General features: G+C 69.0%; 13 protein-coding genes. 1 reads left to right on the forward strand and 12 read right to left on the reverse strand.

The window, feature by feature from the left end; all coding sequences use genetic code 11:
- Positions 1-124: 124 nt before the first annotated feature.
- Complete coding sequence (gene recQ, locus EF387_RS41635; RefSeq protein ID WP_128381812.1) at positions 125-2,143, reverse strand: DNA helicase RecQ; 2,019 nt, start codon at positions 2,141-2,143, stop codon at positions 125-127.
- 218 nt (positions 2,144-2,361) lie between these two features.
- Between recQ and EF387_RS41640 the strand changes: the two genes are divergently transcribed.
- Positions 2,362-2,964 carry a Uma2 family endonuclease gene (locus EF387_RS41640; RefSeq protein ID WP_128381813.1) on the forward strand — a complete coding sequence of 201 codons (603 nt, stop codon included), beginning with the start codon at positions 2,362-2,364 and terminating at the stop codon, positions 2,962-2,964.
- 85 nt (positions 2,965-3,049) lie between these two features.
- Here the strand turns inward: EF387_RS41640 and nuoN are convergent, their stop codons facing one another.
- The 11 genes from nuoN to EF387_RS41695 are packed head-to-tail and all read right to left on the reverse strand — an operon-like array spanning position 3,050 to position 17,450.
- Positions 3,050-4,699, reverse strand: a complete 1,650-nt coding sequence (gene nuoN, locus EF387_RS41645; RefSeq protein WP_128381814.1) for an NADH-quinone oxidoreductase subunit NuoN — start codon at positions 4,697-4,699, stop codon at positions 3,050-3,052.
- Complete coding sequence (locus EF387_RS41650; protein ID WP_128381836.1) at positions 4,696-6,285, reverse strand: NADH-quinone oxidoreductase subunit M; 1,590 nt, start codon at positions 6,283-6,285, stop codon at positions 4,696-4,698. The genes nuoN and EF387_RS41650 overlap by 4 nt, the downstream gene beginning before the upstream one ends.
- Positions 6,286-6,290: 5 nt before the next feature.
- A complete protein-coding gene (nuoL, locus tag EF387_RS41655; RefSeq protein WP_128381815.1) occupies positions 6,291-8,237 on the reverse strand; it encodes an NADH-quinone oxidoreductase subunit L in 1,947 nt (648 codons plus the stop codon).
- Between the two features lie 11 nt (positions 8,238-8,248).
- A complete protein-coding gene (gene nuoK, locus EF387_RS41660) occupies positions 8,249-8,548 on the reverse strand; it encodes an NADH-quinone oxidoreductase subunit NuoK (RefSeq protein WP_030778338.1) in 300 nt (99 codons plus the stop codon).
- The gene (locus EF387_RS41665) at positions 8,545-9,393 is read right to left on the reverse strand and encodes an NADH-quinone oxidoreductase subunit J (protein ID WP_128381816.1); all 849 of its coding nucleotides are present in this window, start codon (positions 9,391-9,393) and stop codon (positions 8,545-8,547) included. Before EF387_RS41665 ends, nuoK begins: the two co-directional genes overlap by 4 nt.
- Positions 9,390-10,031 (reverse strand): NADH-quinone oxidoreductase subunit NuoI, encoded by a 642-nt coding sequence (gene nuoI / locus EF387_RS41670; protein ID WP_128381817.1) that lies wholly within the window; start codon positions 10,029-10,031, stop codon positions 9,390-9,392. Before nuoI ends, EF387_RS41665 begins: the two co-directional genes overlap by 4 nt.
- A complete protein-coding gene (gene nuoH, locus EF387_RS41675; protein ID WP_128381818.1) occupies positions 10,024-11,400 on the reverse strand; it encodes an NADH-quinone oxidoreductase subunit NuoH in 1,377 nt (458 codons plus the stop codon). The genes nuoI and nuoH overlap by 8 nt, the downstream gene beginning before the upstream one ends.
- A complete protein-coding gene (locus EF387_RS41680; RefSeq protein WP_128381819.1) occupies positions 11,397-13,901 on the reverse strand; it encodes an NADH-quinone oxidoreductase subunit G in 2,505 nt (834 codons plus the stop codon). Before EF387_RS41680 ends, nuoH begins: the two co-directional genes overlap by 4 nt.
- Complete coding sequence (gene nuoF / locus EF387_RS41685; protein WP_128381820.1) at positions 13,898-15,274, reverse strand: NADH-quinone oxidoreductase subunit NuoF; 1,377 nt, start codon at positions 15,272-15,274, stop codon at positions 13,898-13,900. Before nuoF ends, EF387_RS41680 begins: the two co-directional genes overlap by 4 nt.
- Positions 15,274-16,137 (reverse strand): NADH-quinone oxidoreductase subunit NuoE, encoded by an 864-nt coding sequence (gene nuoE, locus EF387_RS41690; protein WP_128381821.1) that lies wholly within the window; start codon positions 16,135-16,137, stop codon positions 15,274-15,276. The genes nuoF and nuoE overlap by 1 nt, the downstream gene beginning before the upstream one ends.
- Positions 16,134-17,450 (reverse strand): NADH-quinone oxidoreductase subunit D, encoded by a 1,317-nt coding sequence (locus EF387_RS41695; RefSeq protein ID WP_128381822.1) that lies wholly within the window; start codon positions 17,448-17,450, stop codon positions 16,134-16,136. The genes nuoE and EF387_RS41695 overlap by 4 nt, the downstream gene beginning before the upstream one ends.
- Positions 17,451-17,483: the final 33 nt, after the last annotated feature.

Below are 17,483 nucleotides of genomic sequence, written 5' to 3' on the forward strand. Positions count from 1 at the left end.
CGGGCACCTGGGGCGTTCCGGCCCGGCCTGAGCGCGGCCTCGCCGCTTCCGCAGGTGGCGGGGCACTGGCAGAGCCAGATCCTGCGTGGGTCCGCGCGTCGCCGCAGGTCAGTCCGACTCCCGCCTATATCCAGTCGTCCGGCTCCGGCTCCTGATCCAGCTCCGGCCAGTCCGGGTCGGGGGCGGGGGCCGGGGTGGGGGCAAGGGCGGGGGCGGGGGCGGAGGCATCGTCCGGCACCGGGGTGTCGGACGCCGCCGGCTCCCCGGACAGGGACCTCATCACCTCGAGCACCCCCTCCCCGTACGTCGCCAGCTTCTTCTCGCCCACCCCGCTGATCACGGCCAGTTCCGCCACTGTCGTGGGATGGATCGTGGCGATCTCCCTCAGCGTCGCGTCGTGGAAGATCACATATGCGGGGACGCCCTGTTCCTTCGCCTGGGCCGCGCGCCAGGAGCGCAGGGCTTCGAAGGCCGGGAACAGCTCGGGCGCGAGATCGACGGAGGCCTTCGCCTTGCGTTCGCTCTTCGGCGCCGCGGTCCGGGTGACGGCCGGCTTCGGCGGCTCCTTGCGCAGCGGCACCTCCCGCTCGCGCCGCAGTACCGACCCGCTCTCCTCGGTCAGCACCAGCGTGCCGTACTCGCCCTCGACCGCCAGCAGCCCCTGCGCCAGCAACTGCCGGGCCACGCCTCGCCATTCGCCCTCGGACAGCTCCTCGCCGATGCCGAACACCGACAGCTGGTCGTGGTCGAACTGGATGACCTTCGCCGTTTTGCGTCCGAGCAGGATGTCGACGATCTGGACCACGCCGAACTTCTGCCGCCGCTCGCGCTCCAGCCGCCATACCGTGGAGAGCAGCTTCTGCGCGGCGATCGTGCCGTCCCAGGTCTCCGGCGGGGTCATGCAGGTGTCGCAGTTGCCGCACGCCGTTGCCTGCGGCTCCTGGCCGAAGTAGGCGAGGAGCTGGCCCCGGCGGCACTGCGCCGTCTCGCACAAGGCCAGCATCGCGTCCAGGTGGGCCATGGCCCGGCGCCGGAAGCCCTCGTCGCCCTCGTTGCTCTGGATGAGCTTGCGCTGCTGGACCACGTCCTGGAGGCCGTACGCCATCCATGCCGTGGACGGCAGTCCGTCCCGCCCCGCGCGGCCCGTCTCCTGGTAGTAGCCCTCGACGGACTTCGGCAGGTCGAGGTGGGCGACGAAGCGGACGTCCGGCTTGTCGATGCCCATCCCGAAGGCGATCGTCGCGACCACGACCAGGCCTTCCTCGCGCAGGAACCGTGCCTGGTGCGTCGCTCGGGTGCCCGCGTCCAGTCCCGCGTGGTACGGCACCGCCTCCACGCCGTTGCGCGACAGGAACTCCGCCGTCTTCTCCACCGAGTTGCGCGAGAGGCAGTACACGATGCCCGCGTCGCCCGCGTGCTCCTCCTTGAGGAAGGACAGCAGCTGCTTCTTGGGGTCGGCCTTCGGCACGATCCGGTACTGGATGTTGGGCCGGTCGAAGCTCGCCTCGAAGTGACGCGCCTCCGGCATGCCCAGCCGTTCGGTGATCTCACGGTGTGTGGCGCGGGTGGCCGTCGCCGTCAGCGCGATCCGTGGCACGTCGGGCCAGCGTTGGCCGAGGAGTGACAGCGTGAGGTAGTCGGGGCGGAAGTCGTGGCCCCACTGCGACACACAGTGCGCCTCGTCGATCGCGAAGACGGAGATCTTGCCCCGGGAGAACAGGTCCAGCGTGGCATCAATACGCAGCCGCTCCGGTGCCAGGTAGAGCAGGTCCAGTTCGCCCTGGAGGAACTCGGCCTCGACCACGCGCCGCTCGTCGAAGTCCTGCGTGGAGTTGATGAACCCGGCGCGCACGCCCAGTGCCCGCAGGGCGTCCACCTGGTCCTGCATCAAGGCGATCAGAGGGGAGACCACGATGCCCGTGCCGGGTCTGACCAGGGCGGGGATCTGGTAGCAGAGCGACTTTCCGCCGCCGGTCGGCATGAGGACGACGGCGTCTCCGCCCGCCACCACATGCTCGATGATCTCTTCCTGCCGGCCGCGGAATGCCTGGTAGCCGAAGACCCGGTGCAGCGCGGCCAGCGCCTCGCTCTCACCGCCTGCCGTCGGCGTGTCCGCTTCGGTCGTCACAACCGTCCCGCCCATCCCCTGCATCGCCCGTCCCCCGTGCGTCGTCCCTCGACCACTGCGTCCACGATAGGGGCCCGCGCCGACAACGCCCGAGTTATCCACAGGCTGCCTGGCGAACCCGGCGCGCACCGGGTCAAGGACACGACAGTCGTTCACACGTACGCGGGAGACCTGCCCGTTTCCGGCCGATAGCCTGATTGGAACCGGCGAGACTCCGTCCCATGGGAGCACTGATGAGCGTCGCACCGAAGGCGTCCACACCCAGCTGGCCGATCCCGCCCGAGGGCGGCTGGACCGCCGACGACCTGGACCGGCTTCCGAATCTGCCTCCGCACACGGAACTGATCGACGGGAGCCTGGTCTTCGTGAGTCCGCAGACCCTCTTTCACGAACGCGCAGTCGACTTCTTCAAGTGGCAGCTCCAGTCGCTGGCGCCGGCGGACTTCGAAGTCATCCGCGAGTTCACCATCGACATCGACCGGCAGAACCGGCCGGAGCCGGACGTGATCGTGGTGAACGGGGACGTGGTGGACGACCCGGAGCAGACCCGGTACCCCGCCGAAGCCGTCGTACTGGCCATCGAGGTCGTCTCGGCGGACTCCGTGTCACGGGACCGCGAGACCAAGCCGCTGAAGTACGCCCGGGCGGGGATCGCCCACTACTGGCGGGTCGAGAACGAGAAGGGCCTCGCCGTGGTGCACGCCTTCGAGCTGGAGCCCACCACCGGCGCGTACACGAGCGTGGGCATCTTCCGCGAGCGGATGAAGGTGACCGCTCCCTTCCCGGTGGACCTGGACCTCACCGGGATCAAGCCACGCCGCAAGGAGAGCGAGTAACCCGGCCCAGATCACCACAGCGGCCCGGCAGCCCCGAGATGGGGCCGCCGGGCCGCTGCGTACGAGAACGAGGACAGGCGGCGCGTCAGCGCACGAACACCCCCGCCTGCCCCGCCAGATCCAGGAAGTACTGCGGCGCCACACCCAGCACCAGCGTGACCGCCACACCCACCGCGATAGCCGTCATCGTCAGCGGTGACGGGACCGCGACCGTCGGGCCTTCCGGCTTCGGCTCGCTGAAGAACATCAGCACGATCACCCGGATGTAGAAGAACGCGGCGATCGCGGACGAGATCACACCGATCACGACCAGCGGAGCCGCCCCGCCCTCCGCCGCCGCCTTGAAGACGGCGAACTTCCCGGCGAAGCCGGAGGTCAGCGGGATGCCCGCGAAGGCCAGCAGGAACACCGCGAAGACCGCAGCGACCAGCGGCGACCGGCGGCCGAGCCCCGCCCACTTGGACAGGTGCGTGGCCTCGCCGCCCGCGTCCCGGACCAGCGTGACCACGGCGAACGCGCCGAGCGTCACGAACGAGTACGCGGCCAGATAGAAGAGCACGGACGAGACGCCGTCGGGAGTGGTGGCGATGACACCCGCGAGGATGAAGCCCGCGTGCGCGATCGACGAATACGCCAGCATCCGCTTGATGTCGGTCTGGGTGATCGCGACGATCGCGCCGCCCAGCATGGTGACGATCGCGACGCCCCACATCACCGGCCGCCAGTCCCAGCGCAGGCCGGGCAGGACGACGTAGAGGAGACGAAGCAGGGCGCCGAAGGCCGCGACCTTCGTGGCCGCCGCCATGAAACCGGTGACCGGGGTGGGCGCGCCCTGGTAGACGTCCGGGGTCCACATGTGGAACGGCACCGCGCCGACCTTGAACAGCAGGCCCATGACGACCATCGCGGCGCCGACGAGCAGCAGCGCGTCGTTGCCCATGGTGTCGGCCAGCGCCGGGTTGACATCGGGGACCGTGCCGTCGACGACCTGGGCGATCGTCGCGAAGGACACCGAGCCCGCGTAGCCGTACAGCAGGGCGATGCCGAACAGGGTGAACGCGGAGGCGAAGGCGCCGAGGAGGAAGTACTTGACCGCGGCCTCCTGCGACATGAGCCGCTTGCGGCGGGCCACCGCGCACAGCAGGTACAGCGGCAGCGAGAACACTTCCAGGGCGACGAACAGCGTCAGCAGGTCGTTGGCCGCCGGGAAGATCAGCATGCCGCCGACTGCGAAGAGCAGCAGCGGGAACGCCTCGGTGGTGGTGAACCCGGCCTTCACCGCGGCCTGTTCGCTCTCGCTGCCGGGCACGGAGGCGGCCTGCGCGGCGAAGGAGTCGACGCGGTTGCCGTGCGCGGCCGGGTCGAGGCGCCGCTCGGCGAAGGTGAACACCCCGATCAGACCGGTGAGCAGGATGACGCCCTGCAGGAAGAGGGAGGGTCCGTCGACGGCGATGGCGCCCATGGCCGCGATATGGGCCTTGGTGGTGCCGTATCCGCCGGCCGCGAGGGCGACGACCGCGGCGAACGCGGCGGCCATCGCGACGACGGAGACGAACAACTGGACGTGGTAGCGGGACTTGCGCGGTACAAAGGCCTCGACGAGCACGCCGACGATCGCTGCCCCGATGACGATCAGGGTGGGCGACAGCTGTCCGTACTCGATCTTCGGCGCGTCGATCTTGGAGATCGGCTCCGCCGCGGTTGTCCACAGGCTGTGGACGGCTGGTGCGCTCACTTGGCCGCCTCCACGTCGGGCTGGGGGTCCTTCTGCTGTACGTCGGACATGGTGTGCTGGACCGCCGGGTTGACGATGTCGGTGACCGGCTTCGGATAGACGCCCAGGAAGATCAGCAGTGCGATCAGCGGGGCGACGACCACGAGTTCGCGCAGCTTGAGGTCTGGCATCTCCGCGACCTCGGCCTTAACCGGGCCCGTCATCGTCCGCTGGTAGAGGACGAGGGTGTAGAGCGCGGCCAGGACGATGCCGAAGGTGGCGATGATGCCGATCACCGGGTAGCGGGCGAACGTGCCGACCAGGACCAGGAACTCACTCACGAACGGGGCCAGGCCCGGCAGGGACAGCGTCGCCAGGCCGCCGATCAGGAAGGTGCCGGCGAGCACGGGTGCCACCTTCTGCACGCCTCCGTAGTCGGCGATCAGACGCGAGCCGCGACGCGAGATCAGGAAGCCCGCCACCAGCATCAGGGCGGCGGTGGAGATCCCGTGGTTGACCATGTAGAGCGTCGCCCCGGACTGGCCCTGGGTGGTCATCGCGAAGATGCCCATGATGATGAACCCGAAGTGGGAGATCGACGCGTACGCCACCAGGCGCTTGATGTCGCGCTGGCCGACCGCGAGCAGCGCCCCGTAGATGATGCTGATCAGGGCGAGGACGAGGATGACCGGCGTCGCCCACTTGCTCGCCTCCGGGAAGAGCTGGAGGCAGAAGCGGAGCATCGCGAAGGTGCCCACCTTGTCCACGACCGCCGTGATCAGTACGGCGACCGGGGCGGTGGCCTCGCCCATGGCGTTGGGCAGCCAGGTGTGCAGCGGCCACAGCGGCGCCTTCACCGCGAAGGCGAAGAAGAAGCCGAGGAAGAGCCATCGTTCGGTGCCGGTGGCCATGTCCAGGTTGCCGCTCGCGCGCGCGTCCGCGATCTCGCTGAGCGAGAACGTGCCGGCGACCACATAGAGACCGATGACGGCGGCCAGCATGATGAGGCCGCCGACGAGGTTGTAGAGCAGGAACTTCACCGCGGCGTACGAGCGCTGCGTCGCCGCCGCCTTGTCGCCGTGCTGGTGGGCGCGGTCCCCGAAGCCTCCGATGAGGAAGTACATCGGGATCAGCATGGCTTCGAAGAAGATGTAGAAGAGGAAGACGTCGGTGGCCTCGAAGGAGAGGATCACCATCGCCTCGACGGCGAGGATCAGGGCGAAGAAGCCCTGCGTCGGCCGCCACCGCGACGACTTGGTCTCCAGCGGGTCGGCGTCGTGCCAGCCCGCGAGGATCACGAACGGGATCAGCAGCGCGGTCAGCGCGATCAGCGCCACCGCGATGCCGTCCACGCCCAGTTCGTAACGCACCCCGAAGTCCGCGATCCAGGCGTGGGACTCGTTGAGCTGGTATCGGTCGCCGCCCGGTTCGAAGCGGACCAGGATCACCACGGCGAGCACCAGTGTGGCCAGCGAGACCAGCAGCGCCAGCCATTTGGCGGCGGTCCGCCGGGCGGCCGGGACGGCAGCCGTGGCGATCGCCCCGACCGCCGGAAGCCCAGCCGTCACCGTCAGGAGCGGGAACCCTGCGTTCACTACTTGCGACATCGTGGTCACACCCCCCTCATCAGCAGGGTCGCGGCGATGAGGATCGCCGCACCGCCGAACATCGAGACCGCGTAGCTGCGCGCATAGCCGTTCTGCAGCCTGCGGAGCCGTCCGGACAGACCGCCGACCGAGGCCGCCGTGCCGTTGACGACGCCGTCCACCAGGGTGTGGTCGACGTACACCAGGGAGCGCGTGAGGTGCTCCCCGCCGCGGACCAGGACGACGTGGTTGAAGTCGTCCTGGAGGAGGTCGCGCCGGGCTGCCCGGGTGAGCAGAGATCCGCGTGGGGCGACGACCGGGACGGGACGGCGCCCGTACTGGGCGTAGGCGATGCCTGCGCCGATGACCAGGACGACCATCGTGGACAGGGTGACCGTCAGGGCGCTGACCGGCGGGTTGCCGTGCTTGTACCCGGTGACGGGCTCCAGCCAGTGCTCGAACCGGTTACCGATGCTGAAGAACCCGCCGGCGAAGACCGATCCGACGGCCAGCACGATCATGGGGATCGTCATGACCTTGGGCGATTCGTGCGGGTGCGGCTCGGCGTGGGCGCCGTGGTGCTCGGCCGCGGGTTCCGCGCTCGGCTCGTCCGGTGAAGCGGTGGGCTGGTTCCGCCAGCGCTCCTCCCCGAAGAAGGTCATCAGCATCACGCGCGTCATGTAGTACGCGGTGATGGCCGCGCCGAGCAGAGCCACACTGCCGAGGATCCAGCCCTCGGTGCCGCCCTTGGCGAAGGCCGCCTCGATGATCTTGTCCTTGGAGAAGAATCCGGACAGCCCCGGGAAGCCGATGATCGCGAGGTAGCCGAGGCCGAACGTCACGAAGGTGATGGGCATGTACTTGCGCAGGCCGCCGTACTTGCGCATGTCGACCTCGTCGTTCATGCCGTGCATGACCGAACCGGCGCCGAGGAACAGCCCGGCCTTGAAGAAGCCGTGGGTCACCAGGTGCATGATCGCGAAGACGTAGCCGATGGGGCCGAGGCCCGCGGCCAGCACCATGTAGCCGATCTGCGACATCGTCGAGCCGGCCAGCGCCTTCTTGATGTCGTCCTTCGCGCAACCGACGATCGCACCGAACAGGAGCGTGACCGCGCCGACCACGGTGGTGACGAGCTGGGCGTCCGGGGATGCGTTGAAGATGTCCGCGGAGCGGACGATCAGGTAGACGCCCGCGGTCACCATCGTCGCGGCGTGGATGAGCGCTGAGACCGGGGTCGGGCCCTCCATCGCGTCACCGAGCCAGGACTGCAGCGGTACCTGGGCGGACTTGCCGCAGGCGGCGAGCAGCAGCATCAGGCCGATGGCAGTGAGCATGCCCTCGGAGGCGTCGCCGGTGGAGGCGAGCACCGGGCCGAAGGCGAACGTCCCGAAGGTGGTGAACATCAGCATGATGGCGATCGACAGGCCCATGTCGCCGACCCGGTTGACCAGGAAGGCCTTCTTCGCGGCGGTGGCGGCGCTGGGCTTGTGCTGCCAGAAGCCGATCAGCAGGTAGGAGGCGAGACCGACGCCCTCCCAGCCGACGTACAGCAGCAGGTAGTTGTCGGCGAGGACGAGCAGCAGCATCGCCGCGAGGAACAGGTTCAGATAGCCGAAGAAGCGGCGCCGGCGCTCGTCGTGCTCCATGTACCCGACGGAGTACAGGTGGATCAGCGAGCCGACGCCGCTGATGAGCAGCACGAACGTCATCGACAGCTGGTCGAGCTGGAAGCCGATCTCCGCCTGGAAGTCCCCGACGGGAATCCAGGTGAACAGGTGCTGTGTCAGGGTCCGTTCCTCGGGACCCTTCCCCAGCATGTCGGCGAAGAGCACGATGCCGATCACGAAGGAGACGGCCGCCAGGACGGTGCCGATCCAGTGGCCCACGGCGTCGAGCCGCCGGCCGCCGCACAGCAGTACGGCCGCTCCGAGCAGAGGCGCCGCAACGAGCAGCGCGATCAGGTTCTCCACTATTCAGCCCCTCACAGCTTCATCAGGCTGGCGTCGTCGACCGAGGCCGAGTGGCGGGTTCGGAACAGCGACACGATGATCGCGAGCCCGACCACGACCTCCGCGGCGGCGACGACCATCGTGAAGAAGGCGATGATCTGGCCGTCGAGATTGCCGTGCATCCGGGAGAAGGCGACGAACGCGAGGTTGCACGCGTTGAGCATCAGCTCGACACACATGAACACCACGATCGCGTTCCGTCTGATCAGTACGCCGGTGGCGCCGATCGTGAACAGCAGGGCGGCGAGGTAGAGGTAGTTGACGGGATTCACTTCGACGCCTCCTCGGCCCGCTTGAGGTTCGCCGGTTCGATCGGGGTCCGCTCCAGACGCTCGGCCGACCGCTGCTCCAGGGCCTTCAGATCGTTGATCGCCTCGGCCGACACGTCACGGATCTGTCCGCGCTCCCGCAGCGTCTTGCTGACGGTGAGGTCCGACGGTGTGCCGTCCGGGAGCAGACCCGCGATGTCCACCGCGTTGTGCCGGGCGTAGACGCCGGGCGCCGGAAGCGGGGGGACCTGCTTGCCCTCGCGCACGCGCTGCTCGGCCAGTTCACGCTGGGTCCTGGCCCGCTCGGTGCGCTCCTTGTGCGTGAGCACCATGGCGCCGACGGCGGCCGTGATGAGCAGGGCACCGGTGAGCTCGAAGGCGTACACGTACTTGGTGAAGATCAGGGCGGCGAGGCCCTCCACGTTGCCGTTCGCGTTGGCCTGCCCCAGGCCGTTGAACTCCTTGAGGGAGGCGTTGCCGATGCCGCCGACCAGCAGGATGCCGAAGCCGAGACCGCACAGCAGCGCCAGCCAGCGCTGGCCCTTGATGGTCTCCTTCAGCGAGTCCGCCGCGGTGACGCCGACCAGCATCACCACGAACAGGAACAGCATCATGATCGCGCCGGTGTAGACGACGATCTGCACGATGCCCAGGAAGTACGCGCCGTTGGTGAGGTAGAACACCGCAAGGACGATCATGGTGCCGGCCAGGCACAGCGCGCTGTGCACGGCCTTCTTCATGAAGACGGTGCACAGGGCCCCGATCACGGCGACCGTGCCGAGGACCCAGAACTGGAAGGCCTCACCGGTGGATGTGCTGTAGGCCGCGAGTTCGAGCTGCTGCGTCATCGGCCGATCACCTTCTTCGACGCCGGCTCGCCCTCGCCGAAGGTCGAGGAACCCTCTTGCGGGACCTCGCCCTTGGAGAGGGCGACCTGGCGCTCCGTGCCGGGCGCGGCCTCCGTGACCAGGCCGCGGTAGTAGTCCTGCTCATCCGTTCCCGGGTAGATGGCGTGCGGGGTGTCGACCATGCCGTCCTCGAGACCGGCGAGCAGCTGCTCCTTGGTGTAGATGAGGTTGGCGCGGCTTGAGTCCGCCAGTTCGAACTCGTTGGTCATCGTCAGCGCGCGCGTGGGGCACGCCTCGATGCACAGTCCGCACAGGATGCAGCGGGCGTAGTTGATCTGGTAGACGCGGCCGTAGCGCTCGCCCGGGGAGTAGCGCTCCTCTTCGGTGTTGTCCGCGCCCTCCACATAGATGGCGTCCGCGGGGCAGGCCCAGGCGCACAGCTCACAGCCGACGCACTTCTCCAGACCGTCCGGATGGCGGTTGAGCTGGTGCCGGCCGTGGAACCGCGGGGCGGTGGTCTTCTTCTGCTCCGGGTACTGCTCGGTCAGCCGCTTCTTGAACATGGCCTTGAAGGTCACGCCGAAGCCTGCCACCGGGTTCAGGAAACCGGGTGCGGTCTCCTTGGGCTCGTCAGCCATCGGACGCCTCCTTTCCGTCGTGAGATCCGCCAAGTGATCCGTCACTCGCAGTATCGGGCCCACCACTGACAATCAACTCGCGCTCGCGGCGCGAGCGGCGCCGTGGCACCGGCGGCAGCTCCTGCCCCGGTAGCGGCGGGACGGGGAATCCGCCCGCCATCGGGTCGAATGCGGCGGTTTCGGTGGGCGGCTCCGCGGCCGCCTGCCGCTTCTCGCGGAACATGTCAGCGACGAACGACAGCAGCAGCAGGACGAGTACGGCGCCGCCGACGTACAGCGCGATCTCGGCGAAGTCGTAGTTCTCGTTGCGCAGCGTGCGCACGGTCGCCACGAGCATCAGCCAGACCACGGAGACCGGGATGAGCACCTTCCAGCCGAGCTTCATCAGCTGGTCGTAGCGGACGCGGGGCAGGGTGCCGCGCAGCCAGATGAAGAAGAACAGCAGCAGTTGCACCTTGACCGTGAACCACAGCAGCGGCCACCAGCCGTGGTTGGCGCCCTCCCAGAAGCCGCTGATGGGCCAGGGGGCGCGCCAGCCGCCGAGGAAGAGCGTCACCGACACCGCCGAGACCGTCACCATGTTCACGTACTCGGCGAGCATGAACATCGCGAACTTGATCGACGAGTACTCGGTGTTGAAGCCGCCGACCAGGTCACCCTCGGACTCCGGCATGTCGAACGGCGCCCGGTTGGTCTCACCGACCATGGTCACGATGTAGATGATGAACGAGACCGGCAGCAGGATGATGTACCAACGGTCCTGCTGGGCCTCGACGATCGCCGAGGTCGACATCGACCCCGAGTACAGGAAGACCGAGGCGAAGGCCGCACCCATGGCGATCTCGTAGGAGATCATCTGGGCGCAGGAGCGCAGTCCTCCGAGCAGCGGGTAGGTCGATCCGGAGCTCCAGCCCGCGAGCACGATGCCGTAGATGCCCACCGAGGCGACCGCGAGGATGTAGAGCATCGCGATCGGCAGGTCGGTGAGCTGCATCGTGGTGCGCTGGCCGAAGATCGAGATCTCGTTGCCGGCCGGTCCGAAGGGGATCACCGCGATCGCCATGAAGGCCGGGATGGCCGCGACGATCGGCGCGAGGACGTAGACCACCTTGTCCGCGCGCTTGACGATGAGGTCTTCCTTGAGCATCAGCTTGATGCCGTCGGCGAGCGACTGGAGCATGCCCCACGGGCCGTGCCGGTTGGGGCCGATGCGCAGTTGCATCCAGGCGACGACCTTGCGCTCCCACACGATGGAGAAGAGCACGGTCAGCATCAGGAAGGCGAAGCAGAAGACGGCCTTGATGACGACCAGCCACCAGGGGTCGCGGCCGAACATCGACAGGTCTTCAGCGGCGAGGTACGGGTTCACGCCTCCACCTCCTCAACTGCCCCCTTCGGGGCCTTCGCCGGGCCGATGACGACCAGGGAGCCGGGCTGCGCCCCGGTGTCGGAGGCGACGCCGCCCCCCGCGGAGTTCAGCGGCAGCCACACCACCCGGTCGGGCATCTCGGTGACCTTCAGCGGGAACTCGACCGCTCCGGAGGGGCCGGTCACGGCGAGGGCGTCGCCGTCCTTGACGCCCGCCTCGGCGGCCGTCGCGGCCGACACGCGCGCGTAGGCGGCGTGCCGGGTGCCGGCGAGCGCCTCGTCGCCGTCCTGGAGGCGGCCCTGGTCGAGCAGCAGCCGGTGTCCGGCGAGCACGGCCTCTCCGGCGGCGGGGCGCGGCAGGTGGGTGGCGATCTCCACGGGCCCGGTGGCGTGGGGCCCCGACCAGGCGCCGAGCCGGTTGAGCTCGGCGCGCACGGTGCGCAGATCGGGCAGTCCCAGGTGGACGTCCATGGCGTCCGCCAGCATCTGCAGCACGCGCGCGTCGGTGGGCGCGAGAGGTCGGGTCATCTGTTCGGGTTTGAGGGCGGCCTCGAAGAAGCGGGCCCGGCCCTCCCAGTTGAGGAAGGTGCCCGGCTTCTCGGCGACCGCGGCGACCGGCAGGACGACGTCGGCGTGGTCGGTGACCTCACTGGGCCGAAGTTCCAGCGACACCAGGAAACCGATCTCGGAGAGTGCCGCACGCGCGCGTGCCGGCTCGGGCAGGTCGGCGACCTCTACTCCGGCCACCACCAGTGCCCCGAGTTCGCCGGTGGCGGCGGCCTCGATGATCTGGCCGGTGTCACGGCCGTAGCGGTGCGGGAGTTGCGCCAGGCCCCAGACGGCGGCGACCTCGTCCCGCGCGCGCGGGTCCGTGGACGGGCGCCCGCCCGGCAGCAGCGACGGCAGCGCGCCCGCCTCGACGGCGCCGCGCTCACCGGCCCGGCGCGGGATCCACGCCAGCTGGGCGCCGGTGGCGGTGGCGGTCCGTACCGCGGCGGTGAGCCCGCCCGCGACGCCCGCGAGACGCTCGCCGACGACGATCACCGCGCCCTCGGTGCGCAGCGCCTCCGCGGCCAGGCTTCCGTCGTCCTCCAGGCCGACGCCGCTCGCGAGCGCGTCCAGCCATTCGGTCTCGGTGCCGGGCGCGGCGGGCAGTAGCGTTCCGCCGGCCTTCTCGAGGCCGCGGGTGGCGTGCGTGGCGAGGGCGTAGGTCCGCTGCCCGTGCTGTCGCCAGGCCTTGCGCAGCCGCAGGAAGACGCCTGGCGCCTCCTCCTCGGCCTCGAAGCCGACCAGCAGCACGGCGGGTGCCTTCTCCAGGGCGGCGTAGGTGACGCCCGTACCGTCGAGGTCCCGGCCCCGGCCCGCGACCCGGGCGGCGAGGAAGTCGGCCTCCTCACTGCTGTGCACGCGCGCGCGGAAGTCGATGTCGTTGGTGTCGAGGGCCACGCGCGTGAACTTGCTGTAGGCGTAGGCGTCCTCGACGGTGAGCCGGCCACCGGTCAGGACCGCGGCGCGGCCCCGGGCGGCCGCGAGCCCCCGGGCGGCGGCGTCCAGTGCCTCCGGCCAGGAGGCGGGCTCCAGTTCACCGGACTCGCCCCGCACCAGGGGTGTGGTCAGCCGGTCCGGACGCTGCGCGTACCGGAAGGCGAACCGGCCCTTGTCGCAGATCCACTCCTCGTTGACCTCCGGGTCGTTGGCGGCGAGCCGCCGCATGACCTTGCCGCGCCGGTGGTCGGTGCGGGTGGCGCAGCCGCCGGAGCAGTGCTCGCACACGCCCGGCGAGGAGACGAGGTCGAACGGGCGGGAGCGGAACCGGTAGGCCGCCGAGGTCAGTGCCCCGACCGGGCAGATCTGGATGGTGTTGCCGGAGAAGTACGACTCGAAGGGGTCGCCCTCGCCGGTGCCGACCTGCTGCAGCGCTCCCCGTTCGATGAGTTCGATCATCGGGTCGCCCGCGATCTGGTTGGAGAAGCGGGTGCAGCGGGCGCACAGCACGCACCGCTCGCGGTCCAGCAGTACCTGCGTGGAGATCGGGACGGGCTTCTCGTACGTCCGCTTCCTGCCCTCGAACCGGGACTCGGCGTTGCCGTGCGACATCGCCTGGTTCTGCAGCGGGCACTCGCCGCCCTTGTCGCAGACGGGGCAATCCAGCGGGTGGTTGATGAGCAGCAGCTCCATCACACCGTGCTGGGCCTTCTCCGCGACGGGCGAGGTGAGGTGGGTCTTCACCACCATCCCGTCGGTGCAGGTGATGGTGCAGGACGCCATGGGCTTGCGCTGGCCCTCCACCTCGACGATGCACTGGCGGCAGGCGCCGGCGGGGTCGAGAAGGGGATGGTCGCAGAAGCGGGGGATCTCGATGCCGAGCTGTTCGGCGGCCCGGATGACCAGGGTGCCCTTGGGCACGCTGATCTCCACGCCGTCGATCGTCAGCGAGACGAGATCTTCCGGCGGGACCGCCGCTTCTCCCCCTCCCGAGGGAGCGCTGGTGGTCACAGTCATGCGTTCACCTCCGTGCGGTCGGCCCAGGCCGTCGACTTGGCCGGGTCGAAGGGGCAGCCGCGGCCCGTGATGTGCTCCTCGTACTCCTCGCGGAAGTACTTGAGGGAGGAGAAGATCGGCGAGGCGGCACCGTCGCCGAGGGCGCAGAAGGACTTGCCGTTGATGTTGTCGGCGATGTCGTTGAGCTTGTCGAGGTCGGACATGACGCCCTTGCCCGCCTCGATGTCGCGCAGCAACTGCACCAGCCAGTACGTGCCTTCACGGCAGGGCGTGCACTTGCCGCAGGACTCGTGGGCGTAGAACTCGGTCCAGCGGGTGACGGCCCTGACGACGCAGGTCGTCTCGTCGAAGCACTGCAGGGCCTTGGTGCCGAGCATGGAACCGGCGGCGGCGACACCCTCGTAGTCGAGGGGGACGTCGAGGTGCTCATCGGTGAACATCGGCGTGGACGAGCCGCCCGGCGTCCAGAACTTCAGCCGGTGGCCGGGCCGCATCCCGCCGCTCATGTCCAGGAGCTGGCGCAGCGTGATGCCGAGCGGGGCCTCGAACTGGCCCGGGTTGGCCACGTGGCCGCTGAGCGAGTAGAGCGTGAAGCCCGGGGACTTCTCGCTGCCCATCGACCTGAACCATTCCTTGCCTTTTTGCAGAATGGCGGGAACTGACGCGATGGACTCGACGTTGTTCACCACAGTCGGGCAGGCGTAGAGGCCCGCGACGGCAGGGAAGGGGGGACGGAGCCGCGGTTGACCACGGCGGCCTTCGAGCGAGTCGAGCAGTGCGGTCTCTTCACCACAGATGTACGCGCCCGCGCCCGCGTGCACGGTGAGTTCGAGGTCGAGTCCGCTGCCGAGGATGTTCTCGCCGAGATAGCCCGCCGCGTAGGCCTCTTGTACGGCGGAGTGCAACCGCCGCAGCACGGGGACGACTTCACCGCGCAGGTAGATGAAGGCATGCGAAGACCGAATGGCATAACACGCGATCACGATGCCCTCGATGAGGCTGTGCGGATTGGCGAACAGGAGCGGGATGTCCTTGCAGGTCCCGGGCTCCGATTCGTCGGCGTTGACAACTAGATAGTGAGGCTTTCCATCACCCTGGGGAATGAACTGCCACTTCATCCCCGTGGGGAATCCCGCACCGCCGCGGCCCCTCAGACCTGAGTCCTTCACATAGGCGATGAGGTCGTCCGGCGACATGGCCAGTGCCTTGCGGAGACCCTCGTACCCCTCGTGCCTTCGGTAGACGTCCAGCGTCCAGGACCTGTCCTCGTCCCAGAAGGCCGACAGCACGGGTGCGAGCAGCTTCTCCGGACTGGTCTCTCCCCCAGCTTGCGGCTGCGGGTTGCCCCCGTATTTCTCGGTGGACAAGGTCATCACTCCCCCTCCTCGGCGACAGGGCCCGCCGGATGGGCAGGGTCGGAGGCCGATGTGTCCTGCGGCGCGTCGTGCGAGCTGAGGTGCTCGGTCGGCGACGGCTCGTGCGGCGGCTCGTCCTGCGGTGCCTCGCCGCCGCGCGGATGCACCACGCGCGCGGGTGCGGCCTCTCCCCTGGCCAGGCGGAGGCCCACCAGCGAAGCGGGTCCGGCACTGCCGGTCGCCTCGACGGCCCCGGGCCGCTCGTCGGGGAAGCCGGCCAGGATGCGGGCGGTGTCCTTGAAGGTGCACAGGCGCGCACCGCGCGTGGGCTCGACCTCGGCTCCCGCGCGCAGATCGTCCACGAGGCGCTTGGCGCTCTCGACGGTCTGGTTGTCGAAGAACTCCCAGTTGACCATCACCACCGGGGCGAAGTCGCAGGCCGCGTTGCACTCGATGTGCTCCAGGGTGACCTTGCCGTCGTCGGTGGTCTCGCCGTTGCCGACGCCCAGGTGTTCCTGGAGGGCGGAGAAGATGGCGTCGCCGCCCATGACCGCGCACAGGGTGTTGGTGCAGACGCCCACCTGGTAGTCACCGGACGGCTTGCGCCGGTACATGGTGTAGAAGGTGGCCACCGCCGTGACTTCGGCCGTGGTCAAGCCGAGCACCTCGGCGCAGAACTGCATTCCGGTGCGGGTGACATGGCCCTCCTCCGACTGCACGAGGTGCAGCAGCGGCAGCAGGGCGGAGCGGGAGTCGGGGTAGCGGGCGATCACCTCGCGCGCGTCCCGTTCCAGCCGGGCTCGGACGTCGTCCGGGTATGCGGGCGCGGGCAGCTCGGGCATGCCCAGGCTGACGCCGCGCTCCGAAGAACTGGTGGTCACCGGTCGACGCCTCCCATCACGGGGTCGATGGACGCGACGGCGACGATGACGTCGGCGACCTGGCCGCCCTCGCACATCGCCGCCATGGCCTGCAGATTGGTGAAGGACGGGTCGCGGAAGTGGACCCGGTAGGGGCGGGTGCCTCCGTCGGAGACGGCGTGCACCCCGAGTTCGCCCTTGGGCGACTCGACGGCCGCGTACGCCTGTCCCGGCGGGACACGGAAGCCCTCCGTCACCAGCTTGAAGTGGTGGATCAGGGCCTCCATGGAGGTGCCCATGATCTTCTTGATGTGGTCCAGGGAGTTGCCCAGTCCGTCCGGTCCCAGGGCGAGCTGGGCGGGCCAGGCGATCTTCTTGTCGGCGACCATGACCGGGCCGGGGGCGAGCCGGTCCAGGCACTGCTCGATGATCCCGAGGGACTGGCGCATCTCCTCCAGGCGGATCAGGAAGCGCCCGTAGGAGTCGCAGGTGTCGGCGGTCGGGACGTCGAAGTCGTACGTCTCGTAGCCGCAGTACGGCTGTGCCTTGCGCAGGTCGTGCGGGAGGCCGGCCGAGCGCAGGATCGGGCCGGTGGCGCCGAGGGCCATGCAGCCGGCCAGGTCGAGGTGGCCGATGCCCTGCATACGGGCCTTGAAGATGGGGTTCCCGGTGGCGAGCTTGTCGTACTCGGGGAGGTTCTTCCGCATCTTCTTCACGAACTCGCGGATCTGGTCCACGGCGCCCGGGGGGAGGTCCTGGGCGAGTCCTCCGGGGCGGATGTACGCGTGGTTCATCCGCAGACCGGTGATCAGCTCGTAGATGTCGAGAATCTGTTCACGATCCCGGAAGCCGTAGATCATGATCGTGGTGGCGCCGAGTTCCATGCCGCCGGTGGCGATGCACACCAGGTGCGAGGAGAGGCGGTTCAGCTCCATCAGGAGCACCCGGATGATCGTGGCGCGGTCGGGGACCTGGTCCTCGATGCCGAGCAGTTTCTCGACCGCGAGGCAGTACGCCGTCTCGTTGAAGAACGACGTCAGGTAGTCCATGCGCGTCACGAACGTGGTGCCCTGGGTCCACGTGCGGTACTCGAGGTTCTTCTCGATGCCGGTGTGGAGGTAGCCGATGCCGCAGCGGGCCTCGGTGACGGTCTCGCCCTCGATCTCCAGGATGAGCCGGAGCACTCCGTGCGTCGAGGGGTGCTGGGGGCCCATGTTGACGATGAGGCGCTCGTCGTCCGCGCGGGTCGCGGACTGGACGACCTCGTCCCAGTCTCCGCCGGTGACCGTGTAGACGGTGCCTTCCGTGGTCTCGCGCGCTGATGCGGTAGTCACTGGGGCCTCCCGAAGGGAGTCGTTGAGGGGTGG

The organism is Streptomyces cavernae, from assembly GCF_004023625.1.
Taxonomy (GTDB): Bacteria; Actinomycetota; Actinomycetes; order Streptomycetales; family Streptomycetaceae; genus Streptomyces; species Streptomyces cavernae.

Bases quoted from the DNA above. Each gene is read 5' to 3' on its own strand.
- recQ (WP_128381812.1), bottom strand. From the start codon at position 2,143: ATGGGCGGGACGGTTGTGACGACCGAAGCGGACACGCCGACGGCAGGC.
- EF387_RS41640 (WP_128381813.1), top strand. From the start codon at position 2,362: ATGAGCGTCGCACCGAAGGCGTCCACACCCAGCTGGCCGATCCCGCCC.
- EF387_RS41650 (WP_128381836.1), bottom strand. From the start codon at position 6,285: ATGTCGCAAGTAGTGAACGCAGGGTTCCCGCTCCTGACGGTGACGGCT.
- EF387_RS41665 (WP_128381816.1), bottom strand. From the start codon at position 9,393: ATGACGCAGCAGCTCGAACTCGCGGCCTACAGCACATCCACCGGTGAG.
- nuoI (WP_128381817.1), bottom strand. From the start codon at position 10,031: ATGGCTGACGAGCCCAAGGAGACCGCACCCGGTTTCCTGAACCCGGTG.
- EF387_RS41680 (WP_128381819.1), bottom strand. From the start codon at position 13,901: ATGACTGTGACCACCAGCGCTCCCTCGGGAGGGGGAGAAGCGGCGGTC.
- nuoF (WP_128381820.1), bottom strand. From the start codon at position 15,274: ATGACCTTGTCCACCGAGAAATACGGGGGCAACCCGCAGCCGCAAGCT.